Annotated in this window: 13 protein-coding genes; 8 read left to right on the forward strand and 5 right to left on the reverse strand. The window is 65.9% G+C overall.

Translation table 11 applies throughout. The features are described 5' to 3' along the window. Nucleotides 1-54: 54 nt before the first annotated feature. Nucleotides 55-1,044, forward strand: a complete 990-nt coding sequence (locus tag A8V01_RS26235; protein ID WP_103099181.1) for a DNA topoisomerase IB — start codon at nt 55-57, stop codon at nt 1,042-1,044. Nucleotides 1,045-1,054: 10 nt separating this feature from the next. Here A8V01_RS26235 and A8V01_RS26240 read toward each other — a convergent pair whose 3' ends face one another. Then, the gene (locus A8V01_RS26240; RefSeq protein ID WP_103099182.1) at nt 1,055-2,257 is read right to left on the reverse strand and encodes an MFS transporter; all 1,203 of its coding nucleotides are present in this window, start codon (nt 2,255-2,257) and stop codon (nt 1,055-1,057) included. A gap of 116 nt (nt 2,258-2,373) precedes the next feature. Between A8V01_RS26240 and A8V01_RS26245 the strand changes: the two genes are divergently transcribed. From A8V01_RS26245 to A8V01_RS26260, 4 genes are all read left to right on the forward strand, one after another. After that, the gene (locus tag A8V01_RS26245; RefSeq protein WP_103099183.1) at nt 2,374-2,865 is read left to right on the forward strand and encodes an asparaginase domain-containing protein; all 492 of its coding nucleotides are present in this window, start codon (nt 2,374-2,376) and stop codon (nt 2,863-2,865) included. 212 nt (nt 2,866-3,077) lie between these two features. Beyond that, a complete protein-coding gene (locus A8V01_RS26250; protein ID WP_146037395.1) occupies nt 3,078-4,523 on the forward strand; it encodes a sensor histidine kinase in 1,446 nt (481 codons plus the stop codon). Next, nucleotides 4,516-5,010: a response regulator gene (locus A8V01_RS26255; protein ID WP_103099184.1), complete on the forward strand. Its 495-nt coding sequence runs from the start codon at nt 4,516-4,518 to the stop codon at nt 5,008-5,010. Before A8V01_RS26250 ends, A8V01_RS26255 begins: the two co-directional genes overlap by 8 nt. Nucleotides 5,011-5,078: 68 nt before the next feature. Beyond that, on the forward strand, nt 5,079-6,842 hold the full coding sequence (locus A8V01_RS26260) for a putative bifunctional diguanylate cyclase/phosphodiesterase (protein WP_103099185.1): 1,764 nt from the start codon (nt 5,079-5,081) through the stop codon (nt 6,840-6,842). A gap of 53 nt (nt 6,843-6,895) precedes the next feature. On the opposite strand, the gene A8V01_RS26265 is transcribed toward A8V01_RS26260, so the two are convergent. Then, a complete protein-coding gene (locus A8V01_RS26265; protein ID WP_103099186.1) occupies nt 6,896-9,463 on the reverse strand; it encodes an HWE histidine kinase domain-containing protein in 2,568 nt (855 codons plus the stop codon). Further along, nucleotides 9,456-10,022: a biliverdin-producing heme oxygenase gene (locus tag A8V01_RS26270; RefSeq protein WP_103099275.1), complete on the reverse strand. Its 567-nt coding sequence runs from the start codon at nt 10,020-10,022 to the stop codon at nt 9,456-9,458. Before A8V01_RS26270 ends, A8V01_RS26265 begins: the two co-directional genes overlap by 8 nt. Before the next feature lie 281 nt (nt 10,023-10,303). On the opposite strand from A8V01_RS26270, the gene A8V01_RS26275 reads away from it, so the two are divergent. Together A8V01_RS26275 and A8V01_RS26280 are read left to right on the forward strand one after the other, a co-directional pair. Beyond that, nucleotides 10,304-11,056 carry a Crp/Fnr family transcriptional regulator gene (locus A8V01_RS26275; protein WP_103099276.1) on the forward strand — a complete coding sequence of 251 codons (753 nt, stop codon included), beginning with the start codon at nt 10,304-10,306 and terminating at the stop codon, nt 11,054-11,056. A 137-nt stretch (nt 11,057-11,193) separates the two neighbouring features. Beyond that, a complete protein-coding gene (locus tag A8V01_RS26280; RefSeq protein WP_103099187.1) occupies nt 11,194-13,638 on the forward strand; it encodes a PhoX family protein in 2,445 nt (814 codons plus the stop codon). Between the two features lie 67 nt (nt 13,639-13,705). Here A8V01_RS26280 and katG read toward each other — a convergent pair whose 3' ends face one another. After that, the gene (katG, locus tag A8V01_RS26285) at nt 13,706-15,964 is read right to left on the reverse strand and encodes a catalase/peroxidase HPI (protein WP_103099188.1); all 2,259 of its coding nucleotides are present in this window, start codon (nt 15,962-15,964) and stop codon (nt 13,706-13,708) included. Between the two features lie 256 nt (nt 15,965-16,220). On the opposite strand from katG, the gene A8V01_RS26295 reads away from it, so the two are divergent. Beyond that, nucleotides 16,221-17,651: an aromatic ring-hydroxylating oxygenase subunit alpha gene (locus tag A8V01_RS26295; RefSeq protein ID WP_245892843.1), complete on the forward strand. Its 1,431-nt coding sequence runs from the start codon at nt 16,221-16,223 to the stop codon at nt 17,649-17,651. 37 nt (nt 17,652-17,688) lie between these two features. Here the strand turns inward: A8V01_RS26295 and A8V01_RS26300 are convergent, their stop codons facing one another. Next, a complete protein-coding gene (locus A8V01_RS26300) occupies nt 17,689-18,390 on the reverse strand; it encodes a hypothetical protein (RefSeq protein ID WP_245892844.1) in 702 nt (233 codons plus the stop codon). Nucleotides 18,391-18,411: the final 21 nt, after the last annotated feature.

Below are 18,411 nucleotides of genomic sequence, written 5' to 3' on the forward strand. Positions count from 1 at the left end.
CAACCCGTTTGCGGCTCGCGCGTTCTGGACAGGGAGGGGCAATGGACAGACCGGATGCTGATGACCCGCCAGACACTTACGCGCCTGAAATTTGCCGACGACGGTGCGCCCGGCATCACGCGAAAGGCGATGCGCGGGCGCAAGTGGGCCTACTTCGATACCGAGGGTGCGCGGATAAAGGACCGGGAAGAGATCGACCGGCTCAACGCCATCGCCATGCCGCCCGCTTACGAGCGGTGCTGGTTCTCCGCCGATCCGGACGTCCACCTGCTGGCGACGGGTTATGACGCGCGGGGGCGCAAGCAGTATCGTTACCATCCCGACTGGCGGCTATCGCGCGAGGCGATGAAGTTCGACCGCTGCGTCCTGTTCGGCGAAGCCCTGCCGGTACTGCGCGCGCGGGTGGATGCCGACATCGCATCACGCAGGCTGACCCGCGAACGGGCGATCGCCTCGGTCGTCGCGCTGCTCGATACCGGGGCGATCCGCGTGGGGAACGAGTGCTACGCGCGCACCAACAAGAGCTTCGGTGCAACCACCCTGCGCAAACGCCACGCGAAGATAGAACGGGGCACGCTGTTGCTGCGCTTCAGGGGCAAGTCGGGCAAGCAGCAGGAGATCGCCTGCGACGATCCCGCGCTCGTGCGCTGCGTCAGGAAGATGCAGGATCTGCCCGGCCAGCACCTGTTCCGCTACGTCGACGAAGACGGCGCGGCTGTTCCCGTCCACAGCCATGACGTGAATGAATACCTTGCCGAAACGATGGGAGAGGGCTTCACTGCCAAGCACTTTCGCACCTGGGCGGCCAGCACGATGGCTTTCACGATGCTGGTGGCCAATCCGGGCCTGTCGCTGAAGGCGATGCTGGATGAAGTGGCGCAGTGCCTTGGCAATACGCCGGCGATCGCGCGCAAGTCCTACGTCCACCCGGCCGTGATCGCCGCGGCCAAGGGAGAGGTGGCCACACCCCGAAGCCTGCCGCGCAAGACCCGCTGGATGACGCGCGAGGAGCGGGGGTTGCTGGCGTTTCTCGAAAGCGCGTGACCCTTTTTGCCTAGCGCGACGACGTCTTGTAGGCGCCCAGCGTCGCGATCAGCACCAGCACGCCGACGAGCGCCACGCCCGAACATGCAAGGGCGAGGTCTGAATTGCCGGTCGAGTCCACCATCCACCCGAACAGCGGCGGCCCGAATGCGGCGCCAAGGCTGAACAGGCCAAGGATCAGGCCATAAGTCGCGCCGTAGTTCTCCAGCGCGGCATAGCGGCTGGTGAAGTAGGCAAGCATGTCCACTTCGGCGCCGGCCGCAAGACCCAGCAGCAGGGCGGCGGGGACCGCCGGTCCGTCAAGCCACAGGATCACGCAGGCGATCACAGGAGAGGTCAGGAACAGCACCGCCACGCGCGGGGCGTGGAAGCGGTCGAACAGCCAGCCGACGAAGGCGCGGGCGAAGACCACCGCGATGCCGATGAAGGCGGCCACCCCTGCGGCCTGCGCGGGCGGCACGCCCCGGTCCACCAGCATCGGCACGAGATGGACGATGAGAGCCGCGACGATGACGCCCAGCAGGAAGCCGATCAGCGCGATCTGCAGGGTCTTGCGGGTGATCTCCATGCGCCCGCCGCGCTTGCGCGCGTCGGTGGCCGCGATACGCTCGCCCCGCCCGGTCAGGAGGCTTACCGGGATGCCGATCACCGCGATCACGATGGCGATGGCGTGAAGGCCGGTGCGCCAGCCCTGCGCCGCGATCACCGGGCCGAGCAGGGCGGGCGCGAGGATCGCGGCGATGCCCGATCCGGTCAGCATCAGCCCCAGCGCGAAGCCGCGCCCGGCGTCGAAGCGCAGCGATACCACGCGCGCCCAGATCGCCGGGGTCGTGCCGCAGCCGGCCAGCGATACCAGCAGCCACAGCGCGTACCATGCCGTCAGCGACGGTCCCGTCTCCGCCAGCGCGAGGAAGGCCAGCGGCGTTGCGATGTAGCTGGCGATGGCGATCGTGCGGTTGCCGAAGCGATCGGCAAGGCGGCCGACGACTGGTGCCGACAGGAAGATGCCCAGCTGCTGGAAGGTCGCCGCGCCCGAAACTTCGGCGCGGGTCCAGCCGAAGTCGGCTTGCAGCGGCGTCACGAACAGGCCGAGCGAATAGAACCCCACCCCCATCATCCCCACCCCGATCGCGAGCGCGGCGGCAAGGACGGTGGGCCACCCGGCCGCGATTTCGCTACGGGCCGAAGGCGATGGGGGCGCAAGGTTGCTCATGCTGACATCGGTGCCACGAACCAGCGCCGTTGTGCAGCTGCGAAATGGGGCGAAGCCGCAGGGCGAACATCCACGAAGCAATTGGAAACCGGCGCGTCCCGCAGTAAGGAACGCGCATGATCCAGGCACCCATTCTCGTCATCACCACCGGCGGCACCATCGACAAGCAGTACTTCGACGCGCTGAGCGAGTACCAGATCGTCGAAAGCGTCATCGGCAAGCTGCTTGCCACCGCGCGCGTGGCGCATCCGTTCCGCGTCGTCGAACTGCTGCGCAAGGACAGCCTTGAACTGACCGACGAGGACCGCGCGCTGATCGCCGCGACGGTGGCAGGCGCGCCGGAAAGCCACGTCGTCATCACTCACGGCACCGACACGATGACCGATACCGCCGCCGTGCTGGCCCCGATCGAGGGCAAGACGGTGGTGATGTGCGGCGCCATGCAGCCCGCCCGCTTTGCCGAAAGCGACGCCGCTTTCAATCTGGGCATGGCGTTCGGCTGCTGCCAGTCGGCCGGACCGGGCATCTGGATCACGATGAGCGGCACCGTTTTCGATGCGCTGAAGGTCCGCAAGGACCGCGAGGCGGGCAAGTTCGTCGCCCGATAAGCCTCCCTTAACTATTGCAATCGTTGTGAACCGCCGGGTCTAGGGACAGCTCCCTAGGTCCGGGTTCGCAGGTCAATAACCGGGCCTTAGTACCTTTTTCGGGTACGGTGGCCGGTTCGCGGTCCCCGGCGCTCCATACGGAGACGCGCGCCCCGCAACGAAGCGTCGCGCGCGTCTCCGGCATGACAGGACACGCGATGCTGGCGACGCCGATGACGACAACCGACATCCACGCGCCGCTGGTTCATGCCCCGATCGCAGCGCTGATCGTCGATGGTGCGGGCGTGGTGTCATGGGGCAACGCGGCCGCGGCAGCGCTGCTGGCCGAACCTGACGTCGACGCGCTGCGGCTCAGCCTGTTCTTCGTGCGGTTCTGCGAGGACGACGCGGAGACGCTGCGGCAGATGTTCGACGTCTTCTTCAAGGTGCCGATGGAGACGCGCGGCTCGTGGTCGCGCCAGATGGTGCTTCACGGGGCCGATGGATCGCGCCCGACAGTGACCATGACGCTGGCCCCGGTCGCGGGCGAGGATGGCGACCGCGCGGTGGTCTATCTGCGCAACATGACGCGTGAAATCACCGCGGAACGCCGTTTTACCCAGATGTTCGAAAGCATGCCGCTGGGCGTGGTGGTGGTCGACGGGAAGGGCCGCATCGCACAGGCCAATGCCACGCTGTCCAACCAGTTCGGCTGGAAGGTGGAGGAGATGATCGGCCAGTCGATCGAGATGCTGCTGCCCGAACGCTACCGTGAGGCGCACGTCGATCAGGTGGCGTCATACGCGAGCACGCCGCGATCGCGCCTGATGGGCGGGGACCGGGACGTCACCGGGCTTCATCGCAATGGTCGCGAACTGCCGGTGGAAGTGGCGCTGACCCGCTTCGAAAGTACGGCGCAGCCGCTCTATATGGCGATCGTCAGCGACATTTCGCACCGCAAGCGGTCGGAGCGCGCGCTGCAGCAGACCAATGCCCAGCTTGAAGAATTCACTTACGTCGCCAGCCACGATCTGCGTTCTCCGCTGCGTGGCATCGCCGATCTGGTCAGCTGGATCCGCGAGGATCTGGAAGGCGTGGAACTGTCGGATGACGTGCTGCACAATTTCGACCGGATAACCCAGCGCATCGAACGGTCCGAACAGATGATCGACGACCTGCTCAGCTACGCGCGGGCCGGGGTGCGCGATTCCCGGTTGCAGCGGATCGATCCGCACGAACTTGTCGAAGAGGCGCTGGAGCTTACGGCCATCCCGGAGGGCTTCGAGGTCGACGTCGATGTGCAGGGCGGGGAAATCCTTGCCCCGCGCGCGCCCTTGTCCACTTCGCTGCGCAACCTGCTGTCCAATGCGGTCAAGCATCATGGCGGCACGGAAGGCCGCATTCGCATTTCCATGCGCGAGGAAGGGCGGTTTTCGGTCTTCGCGGTGGAGGACGACGGGCAGGGCATCGCGCCCGAGAACGAAGATCGCATCTTCAAGCTGTTCCATCGTGCGTCACCCAAGACCGATGGCGACGGCGTCGGCCTCGCCTTCACGCGCCGCATGATCAACGCGCACGGCGGCATGGTCACCGCTCAGGGCAAGGGGCCGCTCGGTGGTGCCCGGTTCGAAGTCCACTGGCCGCGCATTCTTCTGCGAGAGAACGAAGACGATGATTGATCTGGTTGCAAAGCCCGCTGCTTCGAAGTCCACCGCTCCGCAGGGCCAGGGCAAGTTCGGGGCCAACCTGACAGACGTGACGGTGCTTCTGGTCGATGATGACGATGTGGCCCGCGAAGGGGTGCTGCGCTCGTTCCGCAAGCATGAGGTGCCTTGCCGCGTGGTGACGGCGGGAGAAGGACGTGAAGCGCTGTCGATCCTGACCGGCGCGCACCCCGACAAGCACGTCGATACGCCGGTGATCGTGCTGCTGGATCTCAACATGCCGGGGATGGACGGTTTCCAGTTCCTCGACGCCCTGCGTGCCGACCCGGACCTGCGGCGCACGGTGGTTTTCGTGCTGACGACTTCGGCCCGCGATCAGGATCGCAGCCGCGCCTACGACGGTCATGTCGCGGGTTACATGGTCAAGTCCGCCGTCGGTCCCCAGTTCGCCCGGCTTGCCGATTTCATCGGCAAGTACGCCCGTACCCAGGAACTGCCCTGAAGGCGGTCCCTCTTTCGCGCCCCCTCTTTTGCACGCCCCCTCTTTTGCACGCAAGGATCCTTCCTCCCATGGACCACCTGCATAACGGTACTCAGGACATTCACGCGCTGATCGTGGACGATGACGACGTGGATCGGGAAAAGCTGCTGCGCCTGCTGCGGCGGGTTCCGCGCAACATCACCGTGGAGCAGGCCGCCTCGCAGGCAGAGGCGCTGGACATGATCCGCGATCCGCAGGCGCATTTCGACATCGTGTTCCTCGACTTCGGGCTCAAGGACGGGGACGGGCGCGACCTGCTTCCCGAAATTCGGGCGGAGATCGATCCCGACATTCCGATCATCGCCGTTACCGGGCATGTGGATCAGCAGATCGCGGCGGATTCGATCAAGTCGGGCATGACCGAGTTCCTGTCCAAGCGATCGCTTTCGCCCGAGCGGGTCGCCGCTTCGGTGGAAGAAGGCATCGCCTGGCGCAAGTACCGGCAGGACATGCGCCGCGCGGAAGAGGAACTGACGCACCGTTCGCTTCACGATCCGCTGACCGACCTGCCCAACCGCACGCTGTTCTCGGACCGTCTGGCGCAGGCCTGCGCGCGGGCGCGGCGCAGCGGCGACCCGTTCGGGCTGGTGATGATCGACCTCGACCGGTTCAAGGAGATCAACGACAGCCTTGGCCACGCCGCCGGGGACGCGGTGCTGATCACTCTGGGGCGCCGGATGTGCGAACACCTGCGCGAAGTGGACACGGTCGCGCGGCTGGGCGGGGACGAGTTTGCGGTGCTGCTGCAGAATGTCGACAGCGAGGAATCCGCGCTTGCGGTCGCCACCAAGCTGACCGAACTGATCGAACAGCCGATCGTCTACGAAGGGCGGCTGCTCTATGTCGGGGCCTCGATGGGCATCGCGCTGTGCCCGCAGCTGGGCTTTTCGCCCGAAGGTCTGACCGAGGCCGCCGACGAGGCCATGTACGAAGCCAAGCGCGGCATGACGAAGGCGCAGATCGCGAAGGGAGAGGAACGCCGGCCGCTGCGGCAGGACGAACGCACACTGCTGCACGACATCGAGGATGCGATGGGCGCGCGCGCGTTCAACTGGCACTGGCAGCCCAAGGTGGACATGCGTTCAGGGCAGGTGCTGGGTTTCGAGGCACTGGTGCGCTGGACTCACCCGGATAACGGGCCGGTCCCGGCCGATGCCCTGATCGAGACGGTGGAGCAGTCGCACCTGCTGGAAGACTTCACGTACCTGACGCTGGACACCGTGCTGGCGCAATACGCGCGGCTGGAGCCGGGGCTGGACGGTGCGGGCATTTCGATCAACGTCTCGGCCCGGATGCTGGAACGGCCGGGCTTCGTGGGCCGGGTAGTGGAAGCAATCCGCAAGCACGGGGTCGATCCCGCACACGTGGTCCTCGAACTGACCGAGACTGCGCTGATCGCCCACCCCTCGCAGGCCAAGCGCGTGATCGAGCAGTTGCAGGACAACGGCGTATCGCTTTCGATCGACGATTTCGGCGCCGGTTTCACCTCGTTCGGGTACTTGCGCGAATTCGCGGTGCGCGAGATCAAGATCGACCGTTCGTACATATCGCGCTTTACGGAGAACCGGTTCGACCAGTCGCTGGTGACTTCGCTGGTGGTGCTGTGCGACTGCCTTGGCATCCCGCTCGTGGCCGAAGGGGTGGAGAACCCCGAGACGCAGGCGATGCTGGTGGCGATGGGGTGCACCTGCGGGCAGGGCTACGGCATCTGCCGCCCGATGCCTTACGAGGACGTGCGCGGCTGGGTGGACGGCTGGAACGCCGCCCACGACGAGGAACGGATGCGGGCCTGAGGGAAAGGGCCTGAGGAAAAGGGCCTGAGGGAAAGGGCCTGAGAAGGGGAGGGTTAACCCCGCCCCTTCGTCACGCGGCCGATGGCGAGGCGCACGTCGCGTTCGCCATAGGGCTTGGTCACGATCGGCACCCCCTTGAACGCCCCGGACTGCAACGAGCGTTCGCCGTAGCCGCTGGCGAATATGAACGGTATCCCGCGTTCCTGCAGTTGGTGCGCGACCGCCTCGCTGGTGTCCTTGCCCAGATTGACGTCAAGCATCGCGAAGCTGACATCCGAACCCTCAAGGATGCCCAGCGCCGCGTTGACGGACCCGGCGATGCGGCAGTCGGTGAAGCCGAAGCCGCGCAGCACGTCCTCGGCCTCCATGGCGATGATCACGTTGTCTTCGACGATCAGCGCCGCACCGGATGCCAGCTCTTCGGCGAACTCGGCGGCTTCGGGCGGTTCGACGGCAGGTTCGCGCATGACCGCGCCCGGCGTCTCGAAGCCGGAGACGTGGTCGGACGGGATCAGGAACAGCGCTTTCAGGCCCTCCACCGGGTAGATCACCGAGGCCGATCCACCCAGTTCGTGCGGGATCGTGCGCTCAATGATGGTCGAGCCGAAGCCGCGCCGGGTCGGTTCCTTCACCGGCGGGCCGCCTTCCTCGCGCCAGTCGATTTCCAGCGCGCCGTCGTCGCTGCGGCCCAGGTAGACGGTGACCTGCCCGTGCGAGTCCGACAAGGCGCCGTACTTGCACGAATTGGTCATCAGTTCGTGGATCACCAGCGCCAGCGTGGTGAAGGCGGCGGGCGCGATCAGCGCGTCCGGCCCTTCGATCACCACGCGGTCCAGCGAATTGCTGGCATAGGCGTCCGTTTCGGTGCGGATCAGGTCGTAGAGCGATGACGGCGACCAGTCCTTGCGCGTCACCTGATCGTGCGCGCGGGCAAGGGCGTGAATGCGGCTGCCGACGATCTCCGCGAATTCGTCGATCGTGCGCGCGCCTTCCTTGCTCTGCGCCACGAGGCCGCGGATGAGGTTGAGGATGTTGCGCACGCGGTGGTTCAGTTCCGCGATCAGCATGTCCTGCTGCTGGCTGGCCTGTTCGCGTTCGGCGTTGGCCGCGTCGGACAGGCGCAGCACCACTTCGAGCAGGGTGATGCGCAGCGCTTCGGCAGCGGATACTTCTTCATCGGTCCAGGGAATGGAATAGCCGCGCCGTTCCTCGCGCCAGATCTCGAAGCTTTTGCGCGGGGTCAGGCGCGCGCCATTGGGGCCAAGCTCGACGGCCTTTTCGGGGTTGCCCGCCCATTTCACCTCGCGCACGGCCTCACCCCGGAACAGGACGATGTAATCGCGCGGAGAGCGGCTGACCGGCAGGGCAAGCAGGCCCGCTATCCTGTCTCCCCATTCGGCCGCGGGCGGGTAGACCGAGCCGATATTGTCGGACGCCCATACCGTGCTGGCACCCGCGGTGTTGAGGAACCGTGCAAGTGCTGCGAACTGTGCCTGTTCGGGCACGGCACCGTGGCCGACGAAGCGCCCGTCCACCCAGCCGACCACGCCGTCGAAGGGGATCACCTGCCGGATGGAATCGGTGAAATCGTCGAAGGCTTCCAGCAGCGATCCGCCGCCGGCCACGCGCGCCATGATCTCGTCATGCAGGCGCATCGATTCGGCGCGCTTTTCCATCGAGAAATCGGTCTCCTTCTGCTCCAGCAGGTAGGAGAAGAATTCACCGAACAGTTCGCTGGCGGTGCGCACCGAATAGGACAGGGTCAGTGGCGAATAGTGGTGGCAGGCCATCAGCCCCCACAGCTTGCCGCGCCGCATGATCGATACCGACATCGACGCCTTCACGCCCATGTTGCGCAAGTATTCGATGTGGATCGGAGACACCGCGCGCAGGCCCGACATGGACAGGTCCAGCGGATCGCCGTTGGGGTTGGTGGCGGGGATGATCGGCACCGTGGGATCATCCACGTCGGTGATGATGCGCAGCAGGTTGCGGGTGTAGAGCTTTCGCGCCTGCGCCGGAATGTCGGAGGCGGGGAAATGCTGGCCCTTGAAGCTGTCCACCATGCCGTTGAGGCTTTCGGCGATGACTTCGCCCGCGCCGTCGCCCTCGAAGCGATAGACCATGACGCGGTCGAACCCGGTCAGCCCGCGCAAGTGGCGCGCGGCGCTGGTGCACAGCTGTTCGATGGTGGGCGCGGTGCGCAGCCGTTCGATCATCGGGCGCACGTAGGACACGAAATCGCGGCGCTTGCCGCCTTCGTGCGGTTCGATTTCCAGCACGAACGAGCGGCCCGAGTTGTGGACCGCGACGTCGAAAGCGCGTCCGTCGCCGATCAGGTCCACCTCGAACATGCGTTCGACGGTGTTGCCGCTGCCCAGGATCTGCAGGCGGGTGCGGATATCGTGCAGCGCGTCAGGCGACAGGAACTCGGTGGCCGAAAGGCCGACCAGATCCTGCGCGGGGCGGCCGAACAGATCGGTGCAGTTCGCCGATACGTGGTTGATGATCCAGTCGCTGGAAAAGGAAAGCAGCCAGCCGAAGCTCTGGATGCGGCCGATGATGTGGATCGGTTCAAGATCGCAGGTGGACAGATCGACCTGGTGCATGGCCTCAGCCATCGACCCGCGCCTTCAGGCCGTTGCTGGCGGCGAAGGCGCGTGAGAACGTCTCGAAGGCGGCAAGGGCGGCGGTGCGCAGGGCCTCTGCCTGCTCGGGCGCATACGTGCGAGTCCGCAGTACCGGGACAAGCGCCTTCCACGCATCGTGGCCGCGCCCGTCGCTCATGTAGGCGGAGCGGAAGCCCTTGCCTTCGCCCCAGTATCCACGCTGGCGAATGACGACGAGGCCCAGCCGCGAACCGGAAACGACATAGGCGATGCCCGCTTCGCCGCCCGCCACGTCAAGGCCGGGGGCAGGTTCGATCGTCGGCGGCGCAGCAATGCCAAGCGCATCGAGGTCGGCGCGCAGCATGGCCGGATAGTCCGGGCATTCAAGGCCCAGTTCGCCTTCGATGAAAGCGCGGAAAGCCGGGAACATCGGGTCCAGACCGGCCGCGTGGGCTGCAAGGAATTGTCCGATCCCCTCGCGCGTCTGCAGGTCAAGCGCACCGAACGATGCATCCAGCCGCTCGTGAGAGGGGCCGGTGGCTTCGCGAAGCACGATGAGCATATCGGGCATTACGGGCGATCCGAAGGATTCTTGCATGGGCATCCGATTAATGCCCCGTTCGGGGCGATTGCAAGCGAGCCGGGTGCGACGCGCCTGGTCCGGGAACACGTGATCCCCGGTAATGTTCCTCAGTAACACATATCATGTCTGACACCCGCGGTCTGTTCACTTATGACCGCATCTTGGAACCGCATGGCCTCCGCAGGGTTGTCGCTTGCGAATGGCGTGGGAATGCGGCCCTTCGTGCCCGCGCCTCCGCCGATGAACAGGTCGCCGCCCAAGGACAACAGATGAGCACAATCCCGCAGTCAAGCCCGGTATCAGCCGCCGCGATCGCCGGCAGCGACCTGCTCACCGCCTTGCGGCAAAGCGATCTCGCGCTGATCGAGGCCAGGCTGGGGGAGTGTCGGCTGAAGTCCGGGGAGATCATCTACAACCCCGGCGACAACGTGGATTACTGCTATTTCCCCACCGGCGGCGCGATGTGTTCCTATTTCGTGGAAATGGAGGACGGCACCGCGGTGGAAACCATCCTTGTCGGCCGTGAAGGTGCGCTTGGGGGCATCGTCAGTCAGGGCTCGCTGCCTGCCTATGCCCGCGCCAACGTGCTTCACGACGGCGTGTTCCTGCGCATCGCGTCGCGCGATCTGGAAGCCGCCAAGGAACGCTCGCCCGCGATCGCGCATCTGTTCGCGCGCTATGCCGATTGCGTGATGGCGCAAGTGTTCCAGTCGATCGCCTGCAATGCCGTCCACACCATCGAACAGCGCGCGGCCAAGTGGCTTTCGGCCGCCGTCGACCGGATCGGGCGCAATGACGTGACGATGACGCAGGAGCAGCTCGCCTCGATGATGGGGATCGGGCGCAGCTATGCCAGCCGCGTGCTGCAGCGTTTCAAGCGCGACGGCCTGGTGCGGACCCGGCGCGGCGGTATCGAGGTGCTCGACCGGGACGGCCTGCGGAGCCGCGCCTGCGCGTGCAACGATCAGGTGGAGGGGCACTTCCGCCGCGTGCTGGCTGACGTCTATCCCGGCGGTGCATGAAGCGCCAGCGGGCTCTCGTCGCACTATCGTCAGAATAACGCCATCGATTTGCCACCAAATCTGCACTTTCGCGTCATGAAACGGCCCTAGCAATCGCCCCCGCTACCAACAAGCGCGACCAATAAGGGGGCATATCCATGACCGAGATGAATCCGGTCACCACCTATACGGATGGTGACGTAGATACCAATGACACTGCGCAGCGCTCGCTCGAAAGCATGGCGGCAGAGCGTTACTCGCGCCGTCAGGCGATGTTCCGTGGCGCCGGGGCGACCACGATGGCCTTCATGGGCACCAGCCTTCTCGCCGCTTGCGGTGACGATGGGGAAGGCGGCAGCCTTGGCGGCGCCGTCTCGGTTTCGGCGGGCAGCAACGCCGCCACCAGCGCGGGCCGCGTCGTCACGCTGACCGGCACTGTCACGGGCAACGGGCAGGACGCCGGCTGGAACCAGCGCACCGGTCCCGAAGTCGAACTGATGGGCAGCGGCACCACCGTGACCTTCATCGCGCCGGCCGTCGAAGCAGCCACCGACCTCGTCTTCCAGTTCAGCGCCAAGCCGCTGATCGGCGAGCCGGTCACCGCCACCACCACCGTGCGCGTATCGCCGGGCGTGCTGGGCTTCACCGCCGTCGCCCATTCGCTGGCCGACGTCGCGATGGTGCCGGAAGGGTACTCGGTCACCGTCATGACCCGCCTTGGCGACCCGATCGCGGCCGGCGTCTCGGCCTATGCCAACGACGGCACCGACGACAACTTCGCCCAGCGCATCGGTGATCACCATGACGCGCTGCACTACTTCGGCCTTGCCGCCACCGGCAACACCCCGGACCGCAACAGCTCCACGCGCGGCCTCATGGTCCAGAACCACGAGAACATCACCGAGACGTACCTGCACGTGAACGGCCCCAGCGCCGCTCCGCGCCCGCTGGCCGAAGCGCTCAAGGAGATCGAGTGCCATGGCGTGTCGATCGTCGAGTATGTCGACAACGGCAACCGCCAGTGGACCTACAAGCAGGACGGCGCGCTCAACCGCCGCATCACGCCCAACACGCCGATGTCGTTCCACGGCCCGGCGGCGGGTTCGCCCTACCTTGTCACCAAGCATTCGAGCGACGGCACCGCGGGCCGCGGCACCATCAACAACTGCGCGAACGGCGTGACCGGCTGGAACACCAACCTCACCTGCGAGGAAAACTACGCCGGCTACTTCCGCCGCGACGTGTCGGATGACGCCAAGCGCACGGCGGCCGAACTGGCTTCGCTCCAGCGCAACGGCATCACCAGCCGTTCGGGCAACTACAGCTGGTCGACCGCGTCGAGCACCGACGACCGCTTCACCCGCTGGAACGCCACGATCAGCGGCGCCACCCCGGCCGACGACTTCCGCTATGAGCCGAACCAGTACGGCTGGGTCGTCGAGATCGACCCGTACGATGCCACCTCCACTCCGCGCAAGCGTACCGCGCTGGGCCGCTTCGGCCACGAAGGTGCTTTCGTGCGCATTGCCGAGGGCCAGAAGCTGGGCGCCTACATGGGCGACGATTCGCGCGGCGAGTACCTCTACAAGTTCGTCTCGACCGAAACCTGGGCGGCTGCCGACGCCGACGCCACTGACCGCCTTGCGGTGGGTGACAAGTACCTCGACGCCGGTACGCTCTATGTCGCCCGCTTCAATGCGGATGGCACCGGCACCTGGCTGCCGCTGGTCTACGGCTCGGTCCCGGCGCGCCCGGCAAGCGGTTCGTACCCCGAGTACACCTTCACCAGCCAGGCCGACATCTGCGTCAACACCCGCTTCGCCGCCGACGCGGTGGGCGCGACGCCGATGGATCGCCCGGAATGGACCGTGGGCAACCCGGTTACCGGCGAAATCTACCTGACGCTGACCAATTCGAACAACTCCAACCGTCCGGTCACCAACACCAACGCGGCCAACCCGCGTTCGTACTGGGGGCAGGGCAACCCGAACGGCCATATCGTGCGCCTGCGCGAAGACGGCGACACCACCAGCGCCACCACCTTCAAGTGGGACATCTACATGTTCGGCGCCGACACGCTCGACACCGACACCGCCGACGAGCAGGCGAACATCAACATCTCGGGCCTCGATGTCAGCAATGACTTCTCCAGCCCGGATGGCGCCTACTTCTCGCGTTCGACCAATCCTTCGGGCCAGATCAACCCGCTGCTCTGGATCGAGACCGACGACGGCGCGATGACCGACGTGACCAACTGCATGCTGCTGGCGGGTATCCCCGGCCATGTCGGTGACGGCGGCGCCTATACGGTGACCAATTCGGGCAATTCGCAGAACACCTTCGTCGGCGCGAAGGCGACCGCAGCGAACCTGCGCCGCTTCCTTGTCGGCCCGGTCCAGTGCGAAATCACCGGCATCGACCAGACGCCGGACGGCCGCACCCTGTTCGTGGGCATCCAGCATCCGGGCGAGGGCGGTTCCTACGACGCGCCGTCGAGCCACTGGCCCAACACGCAGGACGGCAGCACGCCGGCCGCCAGCGTGCGTCCGCGCTCGGCGCTGATCGCCATCACCAAGAATGACGGTGGCGTGATCGGTCTCTGATCGAAGCTCCTTCGGGAGAATGCAGGGGGGAGGGGGCACCGGCGGGTGCCCCCTCCCTTCGCGTTTTTCAGAACCGGTCGGCGTTCATCACCTTGGTCCACGCGGCGACGAAATCGTCCACGAATTGCTGCTTCGCATCGTCCGAGGCATAGACTTCGGACACCGCCCGCAGTTCGGAATTCGACCCGAAGGCCAGATCCACCGGGCTTGCCGTCCAGCGCAGCTTGCCGGTCTTGCGGTCCTTGCCTTCGTAGAGCCCCGCCGTCGCGCTTTTCGACCAGACCGTGTCCATCGACAGCAGGTTTACGAAGAAGGCGTTGTCGAGGCTGCCCGGCGTGGTGGTGAAGACGCCCGCGGCCGACTTGCCCGAATTGGCCCCGATCGCGCGCATGCCGCCGACCAGTACCGTCATTTCGGGCACCGTCAGGTCAAGCGCGTCGGCCTTGTCGACCAGCGCCGAGGCCGGATCGAGCCGGTAGTCCGCCGTATAGTAATTGCGGAAACCGTCTGCCTTGGGTTCAAGGTAGGCGAACGAGGCTGCGTCGGTCTGATCCTGTGCGGCATCGACGCGGCCGGGCGTGAAGGGCACCGTTACCCGGTAGCCCGCCTTGCCTGCCGCCTGTTCGATCCCGGCATTGCCGGCCAGCACGATGAGATCGGCCATGGACACGGCCTTGCCGCTCTTCGCGAAGTCGGCCTGCACCGCGGTCAGCTTCGCCAGCACTCGGGCCAGTTCGGCCGGATCGTTGACCGCCCAGCCGCGCTGCGGGTCAAGCCGCAGGCGCGCGCCATTGGCGCCGCCGCGCATGTCGGTGCCCCGGAAGGTCGATGCCGATGCCCATGCGGTGCGCACCAGTTCCGGCGCCGTCAGGCCGGAGGCCAGCACCTTGGCCTTGAGCGCGGTCTGATCAGCCTCGCTGACGGGGGCAAGGCTCGCCTGCGGCAGCGGGTCCTGCCACGAGAACGTCTGGTTCGGGATATCCTTGCCCAGATAGCGTGCCTGCGGGCCAAGATCGCGGTGCGTCAGCTTGAACCATGCCCGCGCGAAAGCCTGCGCGAATTCTTCCGGGTTCTGGTGCCAGCGGTCCGCGATCTTGCGGAAAGCCGGGTCTTCCTTGACCGCGATATCGGTGGTGAACATGATCGGCGCGTGGGTCTTGCCCTTGATGTGGGCATCGGGAACCATGTTCGCCGCCGCCGGATCGGTGGGCACCCACTGGGTCGCACCGGCGGGGCTCTTGGTCTTCACCCATTCCATGTCGAGCAGGTTGTCGAGATACTGCGAGGTGAACTTGATAGGGTTGGCTGACCATGCGCCTTCGAGGCCGCTGGTGATCGTGTCCTCGGCATTGCCCTTGCCGCACTTGTTCTCCCAGCCAAGGCCCTGTTTCTCGGTCCCGGCGGAGGAGGGATCTGCGCCCATGCACTTGTTCGGATCATGCGCGCCGTGCGCCTTGCCGAAAGTGTGGCCGCCCGCGATCAGCGCCAGCGTCTCTTCATCGTTCATCGCCATGTTGCCGAATGCGCGGCGAATGTCGGCGGCGGCGGAAATCGGATCGTGGTTGCCGTTCGGACCTTCCGGGTTGACGTAGATCAGGCCCATCTGCGTTGCGGCCAGGGGGCCTTTCAGGTTGCCTTTCGCGTCGCGGCGCCTGTCGGTCATCATCTTGGTTTCCGGGCCCCAGAACACCAGGTCCGGCTGCCAGGCGTCGATGCGGCCACCGGCAAAGCCGATGGTCTTGAAGCCCATGTCTTCCAGCGCGACGTTGCCGGTCAGAACCATCAGATCGCCCCATGACAGCTTGCGGCCGTACTTCTGCTTGATCGGCCAGACAAGGCGGCGCGCCTTGTCGAGACTGACGTTGTCGGGCCACGAGTTCAGCGGCTCGAAGCGCTGTTCGCCGCCGTCAGAACCGCCGCGCCCGTCGCCCACGCGGTACGTTCCCGCGCTGTGCCATGCCATGCGGATGAAGAACGGGCCGTAGTGGCCGTAGTCGGCCGGCCACCATGGCTGAGAGGTGGTCAGCACCTTGCGGATATCCGCCTTGACCGCGTCGAGGTCGAGCGTGGCGAACTCCTTCGCGTAATCGTAGTCGGCGCCATAGGGGTTGGACTGCGCTTCGTGCTGGCGCAGCGCGGTCAGGTCCAGCTTCTGCGGCCACCAGTCCTTGTTGGACATGCCGCCGGGCTTGGTGCCCCCGTCGGTCGCGGTTTCGGATACCGTTTCGGCTTCCTCCGCCGCCAGCGCGGGCGCGGCAAGCGCGCAGCAGGCGGCGCTCAGCACAAGCGCGAATGTACGGGATGATTTCGGGGGGGTGTTGGTCATGGACATGGCGTCCTCCTCCTGTTGCTTTGGCCCCATGCGGGGCGCCAACGGGATACGCCTCTCGGACATGTGTGCGTTAGTGCACTTCCTCGATAAGAGTGATCGGGCGGAGCGATCAAAATCGGAAAATTGTGCAAATTCTGCGATTTGTTTGCGGCCCATCGCCGGGGCGTTGCGCGCGGGGGGCTCTCTGGAAACGCAGGTCTTCCTGACTTAATAGACAAGTCTGTTGAATAGCGCGCATGGGAGAGACTGCGTGACCCCACCCGAGGCCTTTGAGCCCAGCCGCCTGACCGCTGCCGACATGGACGCGGAAGTGCTGGCAACCTACCCGACCGAGGCGTTTCTCTCGAAGGATTACCTCGCCGCCGAGAAGAAGCTGCTGTGGCCCAAGGTCTGGCAGATGGTGGAGCGGGAAAGCGACCTGCCCAACCCCGGCGACTGGCTTACCTATGACGTCGCGGACGAATCCATCATCGTGCTGCGCAAGGACGACGGTTCGCTGAAAGCCTTCCACAACGTCTGCCCGCATCGGGGGCGGCAGCTCGTCTCGGTGCCGGACATGCTGCCGGGGCCCAAAAATCCAAAGGGGGTCCATGACGTGCGCGGCAGCAACCGGCGCAACTTCATCTGCGGCTTCCACGGCTGGACCTTCGACCTTGACGGGCAGAACACCTACATCCTCGACCCGCAGGACTGGCAGAACAAGCTGACCGCCGAGATGACCTGCCTGTCCGACGTGCAGGTCGATACCTGGGGCGGCTACATCTACATCACCATGGACCCCGACGCGGTGCCGCTGGCCGAATGGATGGGCCGCGCCGGAGAGATCCTGTCGCACTTCCAGCTGGAGAAGATGCACTACAAGTGGCGCCAGTGGGCGATCTACGACTGCAACTGGAAGACCGCGATCGAGGCTTTCCTTGAACCCTACCACGTCGCGGGCACGCATACGCAGCTGCTGGCCTATGGCGATTACTATGCGCTCAGCCGCCAGTACGGGCTGCATTCGGTATCCAGCTACGACACCCGCGACGCCAAGTTCCAGATGAGCGAAAGCGCCGGCACCACCCGCGCCGGCAAGGGCGACGACCCGCGCGTCTCCACTTACGAGCTGATCCGCGAGAATTACGAGACGGTGAACTATTCCGCCTCCACCGAAACGCTGGTGAACGCCGCCAGCCGCCTGCAGCACGAACTGCCCGAGGATGCCACCCCGCAGGAATGCATCGCGCACTGGCTGAAATCCGCCAAGGCCGACGACGCCGCGCGCGGGGTGATCTGGCCCGACGTGCCGCCCGATATCAAGAAGGAGGGCGGCCTTGCCTGGGGCCTGTTCCCCAACCAGAACATCCTCCACGGAGAGACGTTCGCGCTGTGCTACCGCGTGCGGCCGTACAAGGACGACCCGGACAAGTGCGTCTTCGAAAGCTACGCCCTTGAACGCTTCCCCGATGGCGAGGCGCCGCAGACCGAGTGGACCTATGCCGACCCGATCGGAGAGCTGTGGGGATCGGTGCTGGCGCAGGACTTTTCCAACATGCAGTTCGTGCAGAAAGGCATGAAGTCCAGCGGCTTTCGCGGGCCGCTGCCCAACCCGCATCAGGAACAGAAGGTCATCAACCTTCACCGCAACCTTGCCAACTTCATGGGCGGTCGCGGCGCGCCTACCAAGCTGGAGGTGTAAGGGCGCCCCTCAGCCCTGTTCCCTCAGCCCTTTTCCCTCAGCCCTCTTCCCGCTTGCGCCGGGCCTCCACCGCCCGGCGCAGCTGCGCGGTCTTGGCATCGATGCTGGCGCGGATTTCCTCCAGCGAAGGCCCTTCGGCCGCAATTTCGCGCCGGATGCGTTCGTAGAGGGCAGAGCCCGGCCGCACGTCGGGCGCGGCGGGCATGGCATAGCGTTCGGGCATGCGCTGGCGCAGCAGGAACAGCATCAGCGCGGTATCGTGCCGGGTATAAGTGGCCACCACCTTGCCGCCGCTGGCCACCGGACGTTCCTCGCCCACGATCGCGCGTTCGAGCGCGCAGTCCTGCAGCCGCAGCATGCCCCGGTCCACCGCCATGTCCCACGCGGCACTGAACCCTTCGGCGCCCTTTATCTGCCGCAGCTTGTACAGCGCCTCAAGGCTGGCCCCGATCGCGCGGGCCGCCTGCGTCACGATCCCGCTGGCGGCAAGCGCGGCGATGAACATGCGCTGCCGGTCCGGCGTGATCGAGTTGCGGCGCGGCGCCTTGTGCAGATAGGGCGCGAAGCCCAGCAGCGGATCGTCCGCATCGGGCAAGTCCTCGAAGAAGGCCGCAGCCGAAGTGCGCCGCGAAGGCCGCACCGACGGGCACCCGATTTCCTCCCCGCGCTTGTCCCGGCGCGCAGACACAGAGGATTTGGCGCCCCGCCGGGGTGCGGGCGTAGAGGATCGGTCCGTCATAAGGCTGGAACTCCATGGGTT

Source organism: Novosphingobium guangzhouense, from assembly GCF_002896965.1.
GTDB lineage: Bacteria > Pseudomonadota > Alphaproteobacteria > Sphingomonadales > Sphingomonadaceae > Novosphingobium > Novosphingobium guangzhouense.

Bases quoted from the DNA above. Each gene is read 5' to 3' on its own strand.
- A8V01_RS26300 (WP_245892844.1), bottom strand. From the start codon at position 18,390: ATGACGGACCGATCCTCTACGCCCGCACCCCGGCGGGGCGCCAAATCC.
- A8V01_RS26270 (WP_103099275.1), bottom strand. From the start codon at position 10,022: ATGCCCGATATGCTCATCGTGCTTCGCGAAGCCACCGGCCCCTCTCAC.
- A8V01_RS26255 (WP_103099184.1), top strand. From the start codon at position 4,516: ATGATTGATCTGGTTGCAAAGCCCGCTGCTTCGAAGTCCACCGCTCCG.
- A8V01_RS26280 (WP_103099187.1), top strand. From the start codon at position 11,194: ATGACCGAGATGAATCCGGTCACCACCTATACGGATGGTGACGTAGAT.
- A8V01_RS26260 (WP_103099185.1), top strand. From the start codon at position 5,079: ATGGACCACCTGCATAACGGTACTCAGGACATTCACGCGCTGATCGTG.
- A8V01_RS26235 (WP_103099181.1), top strand. From the start codon at position 55: ATGCTGATGACCCGCCAGACACTTACGCGCCTGAAATTTGCCGACGAC.
- A8V01_RS26265 (WP_103099186.1), bottom strand. From the start codon at position 9,463: ATGGCTGAGGCCATGCACCAGGTCGATCTGTCCACCTGCGATCTTGAA.
- A8V01_RS26245 (WP_103099183.1), top strand. From the start codon at position 2,374: ATGATCCAGGCACCCATTCTCGTCATCACCACCGGCGGCACCATCGAC.
- A8V01_RS26250 (WP_146037395.1), top strand. From the start codon at position 3,078: ATGACGACAACCGACATCCACGCGCCGCTGGTTCATGCCCCGATCGCA.
- katG (WP_103099188.1), bottom strand. From the start codon at position 15,964: ATGACCAACACCCCCCCGAAATCATCCCGTACATTCGCGCTTGTGCTG.
- A8V01_RS26275 (WP_103099276.1), top strand. From the start codon at position 10,304: ATGAGCACAATCCCGCAGTCAAGCCCGGTATCAGCCGCCGCGATCGCC.
- A8V01_RS26240 (WP_103099182.1), bottom strand. From the start codon at position 2,257: ATGAGCAACCTTGCGCCCCCATCGCCTTCGGCCCGTAGCGAAATCGCG.